The 12,434-nt window shown below is 71.1% G+C and carries 9 protein-coding genes; 1 reads left to right on the top strand and 8 read right to left on the bottom strand.

Going from position 1 to position 12,434, the window contains the following annotated elements; all coding sequences use genetic code 11:
* Window positions 1-139: 139 nt before the first annotated feature.
* The 5 genes from ElP_RS32560 to ElP_RS32540 all read right to left on the bottom strand — a co-directional run bounded on the left by ElP_RS32560 (window position 140) and on the right by ElP_RS32540 (window position 8,715).
* On the bottom strand, window positions 140-847 hold the full coding sequence (locus ElP_RS32560; RefSeq protein ID WP_145277426.1) for a Uma2 family endonuclease: 708 nt from the start codon (window positions 845-847) through the stop codon (window positions 140-142).
* 52 nt (window positions 848-899) lie between these two features.
* The gene (locus ElP_RS32555) at window positions 900-4,598 is read right to left on the bottom strand and encodes a serine/threonine-protein kinase (RefSeq protein WP_145277424.1); all 3,699 of its coding nucleotides are present in this window, start codon (window positions 4,596-4,598) and stop codon (window positions 900-902) included.
* A 185-nt stretch (window positions 4,599-4,783) separates the two neighbouring features.
* Window positions 4,784-6,739 carry a 1-deoxy-D-xylulose-5-phosphate synthase gene (gene dxs, locus ElP_RS32550; RefSeq protein WP_145277422.1) on the bottom strand — a complete coding sequence of 652 codons (1,956 nt, stop codon included), beginning with the start codon at window positions 6,737-6,739 and terminating at the stop codon, window positions 4,784-4,786.
* A gap of 2 nt (window positions 6,740-6,741) precedes the next feature.
* Entirely contained in the window at window positions 6,742-7,656 is a 915-nt protein-coding gene (locus tag ElP_RS32545) for a polyprenyl synthetase family protein (protein ID WP_145277421.1), read from the bottom strand.
* A gap of 246 nt (window positions 7,657-7,902) precedes the next feature.
* Window positions 7,903-8,715, bottom strand: coding sequence for a hypothetical protein (locus tag ElP_RS32540; RefSeq protein ID WP_145277419.1), 813 nt, complete (start codon window positions 8,713-8,715; stop codon window positions 7,903-7,905).
* A gap of 164 nt (window positions 8,716-8,879) precedes the next feature.
* Between ElP_RS32540 and ElP_RS32535 the strand changes: the two genes are divergently transcribed.
* Window positions 8,880-9,098 carry a hypothetical protein gene (locus tag ElP_RS32535; RefSeq protein WP_145277417.1) on the top strand — a complete coding sequence of 73 codons (219 nt, stop codon included), beginning with the start codon at window positions 8,880-8,882 and terminating at the stop codon, window positions 9,096-9,098.
* Between the two features lie 55 nt (window positions 9,099-9,153).
* Here ElP_RS32535 and ElP_RS32530 read toward each other — a convergent pair whose 3' ends face one another.
* From ElP_RS32530 to ElP_RS32520, 3 genes are all read right to left on the bottom strand, one after another.
* Window positions 9,154-10,254, bottom strand: coding sequence for a TlpA family protein disulfide reductase (locus tag ElP_RS32530; RefSeq protein ID WP_145277415.1), 1,101 nt, complete (start codon window positions 10,252-10,254; stop codon window positions 9,154-9,156).
* Between the two features lie 276 nt (window positions 10,255-10,530).
* Window positions 10,531-11,145 (bottom strand): tetratricopeptide repeat protein, encoded by a 615-nt coding sequence (locus ElP_RS32525; RefSeq protein WP_145277413.1) that lies wholly within the window; start codon window positions 11,143-11,145, stop codon window positions 10,531-10,533.
* Window positions 11,146-11,189: 44 nt separating this feature from the next.
* A complete protein-coding gene (locus ElP_RS32520) occupies window positions 11,190-12,347 on the bottom strand; it encodes a M20 family metallopeptidase (protein WP_145277411.1) in 1,158 nt (385 codons plus the stop codon).
* Window positions 12,348-12,434: the final 87 nt, after the last annotated feature.

Raw genomic sequence — 12,434 nt, 5'->3', positions numbered from 1 at the left:
CGGGTTGCCAAGGAGCGACGACGGACCGTCCGAGCGTCGGCGGGGACGGACGATGGGCGCATGAGGCGACGAGCCCCCTCGACCAAATTATCGTGGAAAGGGCGGTCGGCAGTCACTCGAAATGGGAGGGCGGGCCGGATCAGCCCCGGAGCCGGTCGACGAACGCGGCGTGCTCGGGGCTGGCCAGGCCGTCCCGGAGGGCGTCGAGCACGGCGGCCAGATCCCCTCGGAGCATGGCGGCGGGGTCGAGCCGGAGGCCGGGGAAGACCTCGCTGCGGTATCGGCCCCGTTCATCGGTAGTCGTCGGCTGGTACTCGCCCTCGCGGAGCACCCGCCAGTCGATCGCCCGGTCCAGGACCCGCCAGGTGACGTATTCGCGGACGTTGCTACGGCGGTAGACGTGGAGCTTGGCGTTCAGGTCGAGGCTGACGCTGCTCGAGGCGATCTCGACGACGAGTTCGGGGGCCCCCTCGACGTAGTCGTCCTCGGAGATCCGCGCCTGACCGCCCTTGGCCGGGTCGATCATCAGGAATGCATCGGGCTGAGGCTCATTGTCCAGGTCGAGCCGGACGGTCGCATTGTCGCCGATGAGGATGCCGGGGGTTGATGCCCGATAGACGCCCAGCCAGGTCATCAGGTCGGAATGGGGCAGGCCGTGCTTCCGGAGGCGGACGGGAGAGCCCATGTAGACGACTCCTTCGACGAGTTCGGCCTTCTTCACCTGGGGCATCGCCTCGTAGCGGCGCTCGAACTCGGCGCGGGTCAGCCGATCGCCGTTCTCCAGCGGGAGGACCCGCCGGGTCGGGGCCTCGGGATCACCGACGTTCGTCTTCGATGCGGTGGCCATGATCGATGCTCCTCGCGGCCAGATGCCGTCGGATGTCGCCTCCCGGCCCATTCTATCGGCCCGCCTCCGAGCCGGCGAACACGTCGTCCGGCAGCCCCGGCTCGGCTCGCAACGCCGCGACCTCCCGCCGCCACCGCGCCGCCGGCTCGGGCTTACCCCAGGACTCGTAGAGCCGGACGAGCCGTTCGATGGACTCGCGGCGGCGCGACTCGCGGACCTGGTCCGGGATCGCGTCGGCTTGATCCTCCAGGTCCCGCCGGCCGTCCAGCAGGAGGGGCTCGGCCTCGTCGAACTGCCCGAGGTTGGTCAGAGCCTCGCCAAGCATCGACCGGGTATTGGCGGTCGTCCAGGCACCGGGATCGAGCCGATCGCGGAGCTCCAGGCACTCGCGGAGGACCGGTCCGGCCTCGGCGTGCTCCCGCTGGATGAGGAGGTTCAGGCCGAGCATCGCGAGCGCATCGGCGTATGCGGGCTCATCCGCAGGCTCCCGACGCCCGTCCGCGTCGAGCTGGTCGCGATGGAGCGGCTCGGCGTCGCTGTGGCGGCCCGCCTCTTCGAGGGCCAGGATGAGGTTGCCCCGTGTCCGGGTCGTCCAGGGATGCTGCGCCCCGAATTGGGTTTGCAACCCGTCGAGGGCCTGGTCGAGCAGCGGGATCGCCTCGTCCCGGCGGCCCGCGCCGCGGTAGGCCTCGGCGAGATTATTCTTGGCCCGGAGGGTATCGGGGTGGTCGTCGCCGCGCGTCGATCTCGCCGCGCGGAGGTTCGCCTCGGCGAACGGGATCGCCTCGTCCCAGCGGGCTGCGTCCATGTAGGCGCCGGCAAGGTTATTCAGCGAGGTCAGCGTATGCGCGTGATCGTCGCCGAATTTCGATCGCGCCGCGTGCAGGTTGCGTTCGTGGAGCGCGATTGCGTCGTCCAGGCGGTCGGTTTTCTGGTAGGTGACGGCGAGGTTGTTCAAGGCGGTCATCGTGGTAGGGTGATCGTCGCCGAATATCGACTGCAAGGCACGATGGGTCGCCTCGAAGTGCGGGAGCGCCTCGGCCGAGCGGCCGGAGGACGCGTAGGCGGTGGCGAGGTTGTTCCGGGCGGCCATCGTGTTGAAGTGGTCGTCGCCGAGCGCGGCCCGCATCGCCTGGAGGGTCGCCTCGAGCAGCGGGATCGCCTCGTCCCAGCGACCCGTTTGCTGATAGGCGCCGGCGAGGTTGCTCCGGGCGGTGAGGGTGACGGGGTGGTCGTCGCCGTGCTTCGACCGCATCGCCGGGAGGGTCGCCTCGAGCAGCGGGATCGCCTCATCCCAGCGGTGCGCGGACAGGAAGGCGGTGGCGAGGTTGCTCTGCGTTCGCAGGGTGTCGGGGTGGTCGTCGCCGAGCGCGGCCCGCATCGCCGGGAGGGTCGCCTGCAACAATGGGATCGCCTCGTCCCAGCGGCCTGACTCCCGGTATGCCTCGGCGAGGTTGCTCCGGGCGGTGAGGGTGACGGGGTGGTCGTCGCCATGAGCGAGGCGCACGGCCTCCAGGTTGGCCTCGAGCAGCGGGGCCGCCTCGTCGAGCCGGCCCGCATTTTGATAGGCAAATGCGAGGGTATTCTGGGAGGTCAGGGTGTCCGGGTGGTCGGGGCCGTATGCCGACCTCGCCGCGCGGAGGTTCGCCTCGGCGAGCGGGACCGCCTCGGCATGCCTGCTGGAGTCCGCATAGGCGCCGGCAAGGTTGCCGCGCGTGGTGATCGTCTCGGGGTGGTCGTCGCCGAGCGTCGACCGCCAGGCACGGAGCGTCGCTTCGTGCATCGCGATGGCCTCGTCCCTCCGGCCGACGTCCCAGTAGGCCATGCCGAGCTCGTTCTGCGATCGGAGGGTGTCCGGGTGGTCGGGGCCGAGGTGTTCGGCGGAGAGGGCCCGTGCCTCCTCGAGCACGTCGACCGCCTCTCGCGTGAGGCCGAGGCCGCGGTAGGACTGGCCGATCGCGTTCAGGATCGCGGCCCGGGTGGGCGGGGCGAGGGCGTCGCGGTCGCGGAGGTCGTCGAGGGAGCGTGTGAGGATTTCGACGATGGTGATGGTGCGGCCGTCGCGTCCAGGGTCGGGGCTTCGGAAGCTGGTGATGAGGAACTCGGTGACGACCCGGGACTGGTCGCGTTCCCTCAGGGCCTCGGCCCGAGAGCGGTCGAGGGCGGCGTTGGTGGCCTGGAGCTGTGTGTTCTGGTCGAGGATGCGGGTGTTCGCGTCGGCGAGTTCGGTGTTTGCGGTGGCCAGCAGGAAATTGGCGGCGTCGAGGCGGCGATTGGAGGAGGTGATGACGACGGCCAGGGCGGCGAGGGCGGCGAAGCCGATGACGAAGGCGGCGGCGGCGGCGGAGACGAGCCCCTGGTGGCGACGGGCCCAGCGGCGGGCGCGGACGGGCGGCGGCTCGCGGTAGCAGGAGACGGGCTCGTCAGCCAGCCAGGCCTCGAGGTCGGCGGCCAGGGCGAGCGGGGAGGGGTAGCGGTCGGTCGGGGTGAGGGCCATCGCCTTGAGGCAGAGGGCGTCCAGCGCGGGGGGGACGTCGGGGTTGACGAGGCGGGGAGGGGGGAAGTCGCCGCGGCGGACGCGCTCGAGGATCGAGGGGGTGTCGAGGTCCTCGACGGGGGGGCGGCCGGTGAGCAGGGCGTAGAGGGTGGCGCCGAGGCTGTAGACGTCGCTGGCCGGGCCGAGCAGGTCGAGCCGGCCGTCGGCCTGCTCGGGGCTCATGTAGGAGGGGGTGCCGACGGCCTTACCGGCGACCGTCTGGCCGACGCCGACGGAGGAGGGGGGCCGCAGGGTCGCCTCGTCCGAGCCCTCGGGAGTGCCGACGACCTTGGCCAGTCCCCAGTCGACGACGAGGGTCTCGCCGAAGCGGCCGACCATGACGTTGCCGGGCTTCATGTCGCGGTGGAGCACCCCGCGGCTGTGGGCGTAGGCGATCGCCTGGCAGATGTCGAGGAAGCGGCGGAGGAGCTGGCGGAATTCGAGGATGCGCCGGCCGGGATCGTGCCGGTCGGCATTGGCGTGGAAGCGGGCGATGGCGTGCTTGAGGCTGTCCCCCTCGACGAAGCGCATGGCGTAGAAGGGGCGGCCGTTCGGGTCGTGGCCGAGCGAATAGACCGGCACGATGCCCGGGTGCTCCAGGCCTCCGGTGATCTCGGCCTCGAGGACGAAGCGCGAGCGGCTCTCGGGGTGGTCGGCGTACGGCTCCTGGATCTGCTTCAGGGCGACCTGGCGGTTCAGCTCGGAGTCGAGGGCGACGGAGACCGAGCCGATGCCCCCCTGGGCGTGGAGGCGGAGGACGCGGTAGCGGGGGGAGGGGCCATCCGGCCCCACGACGTACGTCACCGTCGCGTTGGGGTCGGGGTCGGGGGCGGTCGGGATGCTCCCGGTCGCGTCGGTGGCGCGGGCGGGGCCGTCCGGGGGCCGATCGACGTCGAGGTGGCCGAGGCTGTCCCGGACGTCGAGGTCGTCGATCCCGAGCAGGACGGTGCGGGTCGAGTCGGCCGAGACGAGGGTGGCGAGGCACCGCCGGGGATCGCCGCCGTGCTGGCGGACGTGCTCGTCGACGAGAAGCTCGAGCAGGGTGCGGCGGGCCTCGGAGAGGTCGCCGCGGGCGACGAGGATCTCGCCGAGGGGCCGGTGCTTCTCGAGGACCCAGGCGTTGAGGGCGGCGATCAGGGCGTCTCGCGTGATGAAGTCTATCTGCAGCGAGAGGATGCCGAAGAGCAGGTTGCGGTCGGCGGTGGGCGGAGACATGGGGTGGCGACTCCGGGCCGGGCCAGGTGATGGCGGGCGGTCGGAGCGATTCGCTGACGCTCGCTGCCCGTCCCCTCGGTGGTTCTCTCATTCCGGACGGCCGGCGGCATCGGCGGTGCCCGGTGATACTATCGAGGGGGAGGGGTGCGGGAGTCACTCAAAATCCGGAAATCAGCCGGCGGGCCTCAGCCGACGGATCGGGTGGCGGCGGAAGAGGTGCCGAGCTCCCCGGTGATGCCGAGCTGCTGGGCGAGTTCGAGGGCCCGGGCGACGATGCCGTCGACGTCGAGGCCGACCTCGGCGAGCTGCTCGTCGCGCTCGGCATGCAGGACGAAGCGGTCGGGCAGGCCGAGGCGTCGGACGTGGGAGGTGGAGCGGCCGGCGTCGTTGGCGGCCTCCAGCACGGCGGAGCCGAAGCCCCCCATCAGCGCCCCTTCCTCGATGGTGAGCACGAAGCCGCACTCGTCCAGGGCCTTGAAGATGGTGGCGGTGTCCAGCGGCTTGGCGAACCGGGCGTTGATGACGCCGACCCGGAGGCCGTGGTCGGCCCGGAGGCGCTCGGCGGCCCGGAGGCAGTCGGGGACCTGCGCGCCCAGGGCGACGAGCATGCCGTCGGTCTCCCATTCGAGGACCTCGGCCTGGCCGAGTTCGATGGGTTGGGGGTCGCGCTGGACCTCTTCGAGGTTGGCCTTGGGGTAGCGGAGGGCGACGGGGTGGTCGTGCTGCAGGGCCCAGTCGACCATGGGGGCGACGTCCTTGGCGTCGCCGGGGGCCATGACGACCATGTTGGGGAAGGGCCGCATGTAGGCCAGGTCGTAGGAGCCGTGGTGGGTGGGGCCGTCGGAGCCGACCAGGCCGGCGCGGTCGAGGCAGAAGAGGACGGGGAGGTCCTGCAGGGCGACCTCCTGGAAGATGTGGTCGTAGCCGCGCTGGAGGAAGGTGCTGTAGATGTCGACCACCGGGCGGGCGCCGGCCTTGGCCATGCCGGCGGCGAAGGTGACGGCGTGGGCCTCGCAGATGCCGACGTCGAAGAAGCGTTCGGGGAAGGCGTCGCGGATCTTCTGGAGCTTGTTCCCCTCGCACATGGCGGCGGTGAGGACGGCGACCTTGGGGTCGCGCCGGAGCGCCTCGTAGAGGGCCTCGGAGACGGCGTTGGTGTACGCCCTCGTCGACGAGGTCTTCAGGGGGATGATCCCCTCCTCGCAGCGCTGGAAGGGGGCGGGGGCGTGGAAGGAGACGGGGTCGCGCTCGGCGGGCTCGAAGCCGCGGCCCTTGTCGGTGAGGACGTGGAGCAGGATGGGGCCGTCCATGGCCTTGACCTTCTCCAGGTAGGTGTTGAGGGTCTTCAGGTCGTGGCCGTCGATGGGGCCGAGGTAGGTGAAGCCGAGTTCCTCGAAGATCATGCCGCCGTGGACGCTGGCCTTCACCGCGTCCTTGAACTGCTGGAGGAGGCGGTCGGCCTGGTCGCCGACCAGCGGGATGCTGGGCAGGACCTTGCGGACGAGCGTGTTGGCCCGCTTGTACTCGGGGGCCATCCGGGCCTTGTCGAGGTAGTAGGCGATGCCGCCGACCCGGGGGCAGATCGACATCTTGTTGTCGTTGAGGATGATGATGTAACGCCTGCCGTGGGCCTGGTCGCCGGCGTTGTTGAGGGCCTCGTAGACGACGCCGGAGGGGAAGGCGCCGTCGCCGATGACGGCGACGCTGTAGCGCTCGGGGCGGCCCATGACGATGTCGCCGGCGTGCAGGCCCATCGCGGTGGAGGGGGCGGCGCCGGCGTGTCCGGTCATGAACAGGTCGTAGGGGCTCTCGGCGGGGTTGGGGTAGCCCATCAGGCCGTCCTTGGTCCGGATCGTGTGGATCCGGTCGGCCCGGCCGGTGATGAGCTTGTGGGGGTAGATCTGGTGCCCGGTGTCCCAGATCAGGCGGTCCTTCGCGAAGTCGAAGGCCAGGTGCAGCGCGAGGCACAGTTCGACCACGCCGAGGTTGCTGGCGAAGTGGGCGGAGCGTCGGCCGACGACGCCGATGAGCTCCTCGCGCATCTCGGCGGCCAGGCGCCCGAGGTCCGCCTCCGACAGCGCGTGCAGGTCGCTCGGCGACTGGATGCGGGGGAGGATCGGCTGCGACTGCGGCGTGGTCATCGTCAACGGTCCCTTTCCAGCAGGTCCAGGGCCAGGGCCCTCAGTCGGGCGGCGCGGTCGCCGAGCGGCTCCAATGCCGAGACGGCGTCCTCGGCCACCTGTCGGGCGCGCCGGCGGCTGCCGTCGACGCCGAGCAGTCCGGGGTAGGTCCACTTGCCGAGGCCGGAGTCCTTGCCGACCCGCTTGCCCAGCTTCGTCTCGTCCCCTTGCACGTCGAGCAGGTCGTCGACGATCTGGAAGGCGAGGCCGACGCCCCGGCCGTAGCGGTCCAAAGCGTCGAGCTCGGCCTCGGCGGCCCCGGCGGCGATGGCCCCCATGCGGAGGCCGGCGCGGAGCAACGCGCCGGTCTTGCGGCGGTGGATGGCCTCCAGGGCCGGCGCGGTGGCGTCGGTGCGGTGCTCGGCCTGGAGGTCGGCCATCTGGCCGCCGACCATGCCGATCGGACCGGAGGCGACGGCCAGCTCCAGGCAGCACCGCGCGGCGGCCTCGGCGGGGGAGAGGTCCCGGGCGATGACCTCGAAGGCGAGCGCCTGCAGGGCGTCCCCGGCGAGGATGGCCGTGGCCTCGTCGAAGGCGCGGTGGCAGGTGGGGCGGCCACGGCGGAGGTCGTCGTCGTCCATCGCGGGCAGGTCGTCGTGGATCAGCGAATACGTGTGCACCATCTCCAGGGCACAGGCGGCGGGCAGGGCGACGTCGGGCTCGGCGCCGACGGCCTCGGCCGCCATCAGGGCGAGGATGGGGCGGAGGCGCTTGCCGCCGCCGAGCAGGCTGTGGCGCATGGCCTGGGCCAGCCGGGGGGGGCAGTCGGCACCCGGGTCGTCGTCGCCGGGGACGTAGCGGTCCAACGCGGCGTCCACCCGCCGCCGGGCGTCCGCCAGGAACGCGGCGAGGTCGACGTCGGTGCTCGGGCTGCTCATGGCGGAGGGTCTTGGGGCGAGGTGGGGGCGTCCCGCCCGCCGGTCGGCCGGATCGGGCTCGGCACGTGCGGAGGCGTCCCCGGTCGGGTCGGCCGTCTCGGCGGCCCAGGGTTTATTGTTGGCGATCGCGGCCCGATTGTCCACCCGCCGGCGCCCGGGATCAACGGGCCGATCGGCCCGGAGTTCGGGGGAGGGCCCGCCCCGTCGCCGGGGAGGCGCGGAGATCGCCGACCGCCCGATTCCGGCTCAGGGCGATCGGTGGAGCACGTAGGCGACCCGGGCGGGCGTCGTGCCGCCCCCTCGGACCACGCCCACGGCCCGATATCCGGCCTCGAAGGCGGAGGAGAAGGCGGACCGCACCGCGACCCTCCAGCGGTTGGCCCGATCGAGGTCGACGGCCCGGAGCGCGGCCAGCTCGGGGGGGATTTCCAGCAGGGCGACCGGCTCCGAGGGGCCGACGGGACGGGCCCCGGGGCCGTCGGGGTCGATGAGCAGGGGGAGCGAGGCGAAGGGGTCGTCGGGGAGCGGGGGTCGTCGGGAGGGGCCCGGCTCCCAGACGGCGACGAGCCGATCGGTGGGGATCCCGGCGTTGAGGGCGTCGGTCCGGGGCCCGTACATGTCGGCGACGTAGTGCGAGGCGGTGGCCCCCAGCGTCTCGAGGTTGAACCGGGCGTTGCCGGACTGGAGCGGGTCGAACGACCAGGCGACGCAGGCCAGGCCCTCGGCCTCGGCGACGGCGAACTGCTCCAGCTTCAGCCGACGGCCGAGGCCCCTCCCCTGGTACTCCGGGACGACCCCCGTCAGTTGCGAATAGAACCCGAGCTTCACCCCGATGCGCCCCAGGAACGCGAACGACAGCCCCGCCGCCGAGCCGTCCGGCCGGAATGCCCCCAGGACGAGCCCCCCGTGCAGGTTCGCCCCGACCAGGGTGGCGACCGGCACGACATAGGACTCATCGCTCAGGTTCCAGGCCCTCCGCTGGGCGTCCTGGCAGGCGAGGTAGTCGGCCGGGGACTCGGCGCGTCGGATGGTCAGGTCGTCGAGGGCGGGCTCGGTCATGGCGAGGGGCTCCGGTATGGTCCCCGGATGATCGCCGAGGGACGCCCCCGATTGCAACCGCAGCCGGGGGGCCGATGACGCCGACGCATGGCCCGACGTCGATTGGCGGCTCTCCGGTGGTCTCGTACAATCGATCGTTGCCGCAAAACCCGAGGGGGACCGCCATGCAGCCGCCCAACGCCTCCCCGCCCCGCCGCTCGGTCGACGAGCATGGCCGGGCGATCCCGATGACCGAGGACGAGGTCCGACAGCGGGCCGAGGAGGCGATCCGGGCCCTCGACGCCGTCGACGGCGAGGGGGATGAGGAGCAACGTCAGACGCTCGACCTCCTCATGAAGCTCATCGACGAGGACCGGATGTCCTACCGGAGGCGGTTTCCCTGATGCGGCTGGTCTTCCTCGACTCAGGGCCGGGCGGGCAGCTGGCCGGTCCCCTGGGTCATGATCGGGGAACCCCGATCAGCTCGATAATCTTGGCTTCGATGGTCCGGAGGGAGTCCTCGCCGGAACCGACCTCGATGAGCCGGATCTTCCCCTCGCGGTCGATGAGGACGGTGCTGGGGATGGAGCCGATCTTGTACTGCTGGTGGAGGGGATAGTCCTCACCCTCGGCGAGGATCCGGTAGTTCAGCCTGTGATGGGAGGCGAACTGCTCGAGCGTCCGGAGGTCGTCCTCCCGGGACAGGCCCTCGACCTGGACCGCCTGCTCGAACGCATCATCCCATTTGTAGTCGAAGCAACCGGTCACCCCGACGACGACCAGGCCGCGGTCGGCGTACTGCTCCTGCCAGCGAGTCAATTTGGGGAAGGCTTCGATGCAGGGGACGCAGTAGACGGCCCAGAAGTCGAGCAGGATGACCTTACCGTCGAGGTCGGCCTCGGTGAGGGGATTCCCGTTGACCCAGTCGCCGGCCAAAGGCAGCGCCGGGGCGGGCTGGCCGATCAGGGAGCGATGATGCCGGACCCGGGCCAGTTTGTTCCTCCAGGACTCGTAGGATCGCGCAGAGTGCTCGACCATCTCCTTCCATTCGGGGTCGTCGGTCGGGGTCGAGTCGAGGGCGGCCCGGTAGGCGGGGAAGAACCGCTCGGCCCGGTCGGGGTCGTCTTCGAGGTGGTGACGAATCGCGATGTCGTAGCCGACCAGGAGGCGATTGATCACATAGAGCTCGCCCGGGAACGCGTCGACGAGTTCCTGTTGCCGGGTCAGGATCGTCTCGCAGGCCTCGGAGGCATCCTGGAGCCCCCGAGTCTTGAGCGTCAACTCCATCTGCTCCGGGAGCGTCCAGGCCAGGCGAATCGCCGGCAGCCGGTCGTCCGGGTCGGCCTCCCGGGCCGCCTCGATCTCCCGGAGTTCCTCCTCGACCCGCAGATGGGCCTCCTCGACCTTCCCTTCCTCGAGGAGGGTGCGCACGTCCTGCGACAGTCGGGCATACGGGATGAGGAAAGTCTTCTCATCCTCGGAAACTTCGATTTGACGAGCCGACGCGATCCCGCAGGCCACGAACAGCGCCAACGCCGCCACAATGCGAATCAGGGTCATGGTCCTGGCCTCGATTGGGGGGCGGGAGCGGCCGGGCTCCCGGTCGCATGGGCGAATCCACGTCTGACGAATCCCGACGATAGCCCCGCATCGGACCGAAGTCCAATTCTAAAGAGTGAGGAGGAGCGTGGTGATCAGGGCCGCCGGGCCGGGGGACGTGGTGACGGTCGCCACCTCGAACGTCGGGCACCTGTCTCGATTCGTCGACGCCCGGCCCTGGGAGTGGATCACTCTCTGAGCGGTGAGTGCGGTGTCCGACGGGTGTTGTGCGAGGAGTCAGGGATCGGACGATGCCCCGGGCCTTCGGGCCCGGATCGCCTCGGCGCGGGCCTCGGTCGCTGTTGGGTCGTGGCCATCCTTCCGCAGCGATGCCGCGTGGCGATCGAGGAGGTCGATGGCCCGATCTTCCAGCTCTATCGCCTCCTCCGCCCTCCCCGATCGCCTCAGGAACGCGGAGTAGCGTTCGAGCGCCTCGACGAGCACGAGGCTTACTCCAGCACCGTCATCTTCTTCGACGGACAAGGCGGTTCGGTAGAGCGACTCCGCTTCGGTGAGGCGGCCTTGTCCGGCGAGCGAGTCGGCAAGGCCGATGAGGCTCGGCGTGCTGTTCAAAAAAGACAATCCGCCTTGAAGGGACTCGAGCCGTTCGTGGAGCTTGAGGGCCGTGCGGTATTCGGCCTCGGCTTTCGCGTACTCACCCCGCTCCGAAGCCTCGGAGGCAGCTTCGTACACGAGCGAGAGCCGGCGTTGCGTTTCGAGCAAGCCTCCCGGGCCGTAAAACCTGTCCAGGGATTGGCCGGCCCGGTAGAGCGCCGCCGAGACGGCGAAGATTGGGGAGAGGATCGCGATGGCGATCATCCAGCGACGGGTGGTCATGCGGATGGATTTCATCGGCCTCGTACAGCCGCGCTCGACAAGAGGACAAAGCCAATCGATCAAAGCTTGAGGAGCAGCGTGGCGATCAGGGCCGCCCGGATCGGTAATGACTCGGCCTCGACGTGCTCGTGCTCGGCGTGGGCGCCGGCGCCGAGGGGACCGAGGCCGTCGAGAGTGGGGAGGCCGATCGCGGCGGTGAAGTTGGCGTCGGAGCCGCCGCCGGTGGTGCCCTCGGAGAGGGAGTGGCCGAGGGGCTCGGCGGCGGCCCTCGCGCGGCCGAACAGGGAGGCGATGGCGGGGGTGCGTTCCATCGGCGGGCGATTCAGGCCGCCGGAGAGGGCGAGGCGGGTGCCGTCGAGGGCGGGGGAGAGGGAGTGGAGGGCCCGGTCGACCCGATCGGCCTCCGCGGCGGAGGTGACCCGGAGGTCGATCTCGGCGGCGGCCGAGGCGGGGACGACGTTGACGGCGCCTCCCCCCTCGGCCCGGCCGACGGTCAGGGTCGTGCCCAGCGACGGATCGGCAAGGGCATGGATGGCGATGACCTGATGGGCCAGCTCCAGCAGGGCGCTGCGGCCCTTCTCCGGCTCGATCCCGGCGTGGGCGGGGACGCCGGTCACCTTGAGGGTGTAGCGGCCGACCCCCTTCCGCCCCGTCTTCAACGCGCCGCCGGGCAGGGGGGGCTCGGGGACGAGGGCGTAGGCCGCCGATCGGGCGGAGGCCTCGATGATCGGGCGGGAGGTGGGGCTGCCGACCTCCTCGTCGGAGGTCAGCAGGAACTCGACCGGCCGGGGGGGCGTGAGGCCGAGGTCCCGGAGGGCGGCGAGGGCGACGAGCAGCAGCGTGAGGCCGCCTTTCATATCAAAGGTGCCGGGCCCGTGGATGCGGCCGTCCTCGATGCGGAAGGGCATCGAGGCGAGGGTGCCGATCGGCCAGACGGTGTCGAAGTGGGAGAGCAGCAGGGCGGGCTTCGGGGCGTCGGGGCCTGTGGCATGGCCGAAGGGGAACCGGGCGCGGAGGTGGTCGCCGCCGCCGGGGTTGGGGATGCGCTCGATGGTCGTCGCCCCTGCGGCGGTGAGGAGGCCGGAGAGGCGGTCGGCCAGCGCGTCGAGGGCGGGCTTGTTATTGCTGGGGGACTCGTGCTCGACGAGGGAGCGGAGCAGGGCGACGGTGTCGTCGAGGCGTGAGGTGAGGTGGGGGAGGAGGTCGGGGGTGGGCATGGGGAGGGGTCCGATTCTCGCGTGCTAATCCCAGGAGGTGGAGGGGAGCGAATCGGGAGGGGATCGGGACCGCGGTCGGCCGATCGG

The organism is Tautonia plasticadhaerens (genome assembly GCF_007752535.1).
Lineage (GTDB): Bacteria > Planctomycetota > Planctomycetia > Isosphaerales > Isosphaeraceae > Tautonia > Tautonia plasticadhaerens.
This window is presented reverse-complemented; position numbering and strand designations above follow the sequence as displayed.

Excerpts from the sequence above, each read along its gene's own strand:
- ElP_RS32560 (WP_145277426.1), bottom strand. The coding sequence starts at position 847 with ATGGCCACCGCATCGAAGACGAACGTCGGTGATCCCGAGGCCCCGACC.
- ElP_RS32555 (WP_145277424.1), bottom strand. The coding sequence starts at position 4,598 with ATGTCTCCGCCCACCGCCGACCGCAACCTGCTCTTCGGCATCCTCTCG.
- dxs (WP_145277422.1), bottom strand. The coding sequence starts at position 6,739 with ATGACCACGCCGCAGTCGCAGCCGATCCTCCCCCGCATCCAGTCGCCG.
- ElP_RS32545 (WP_145277421.1), bottom strand. The coding sequence starts at position 7,656 with ATGAGCAGCCCGAGCACCGACGTCGACCTCGCCGCGTTCCTGGCGGAC.
- ElP_RS32540 (WP_145277419.1), bottom strand. The coding sequence starts at position 8,715 with ATGACCGAGCCCGCCCTCGACGACCTGACCATCCGACGCGCCGAGTCC.
- ElP_RS32535 (WP_145277417.1), top strand. The coding sequence starts at position 8,880 with ATGCAGCCGCCCAACGCCTCCCCGCCCCGCCGCTCGGTCGACGAGCAT.
- ElP_RS32530 (WP_145277415.1), bottom strand. The coding sequence starts at position 10,254 with ATGACCCTGATTCGCATTGTGGCGGCGTTGGCGCTGTTCGTGGCCTGC.
- ElP_RS32525 (WP_145277413.1), bottom strand. The coding sequence starts at position 11,145 with ATGAAATCCATCCGCATGACCACCCGTCGCTGGATGATCGCCATCGCG.
- ElP_RS32520 (WP_145277411.1), bottom strand. The coding sequence starts at position 12,347 with ATGCCCACCCCCGACCTCCTCCCCCACCTCACCTCACGCCTCGACGAC.